This window comes from Pseudoalteromonas sp. CR1, from assembly GCF_019392235.1.
GTDB lineage: Bacteria > Pseudomonadota > Gammaproteobacteria > Enterobacterales > Alteromonadaceae > Pseudoalteromonas.
On the sequence record NZ_JAHXRM010000100.1, the window covers coordinates 1 to 328 of the forward strand.

Below are 328 nucleotides of genomic sequence, written 5' to 3' on the forward strand. Positions count from 1 at the left end.
TACGTATTCACGCCCAAAGGCCGGATCATGGAGCTGCCCAAAGGCTCCACGGCGGTCGACTTTGCCTACGCGGTGCACACCGATGTCGGCAACAGCTGCATTGCCTGCCGGATCAACCGTCGTCTCGCACCGCTGTCCGAACCGCTGCAAAGCGGCTCCACGGTCGAGATCGTCAGTGCACCTGGCGCGCGCCCGAATCCGGCCTGGCTCAACTTCGTGGTCACGGGTAAAGCGCGGACACACATCCGCCACGCACTCAAACTGCAACGCCGCTCCGAATCCATCAGCCTGGGGGAACGCCTGCTGAACAAGGTGCTCAACGGTTTCG

The 328-nt window shown here is 62.8% G+C and carries 1 protein-coding gene; it reads left to right on the top strand.

Annotation, left to right across the window (positions count from 1 at the left end):
* Positions 1 to 328 (top strand): TGS domain-containing protein (locus KZZ04_RS18660; protein WP_219423738.1); only part of this gene is annotated, 328 nt, incomplete at both ends.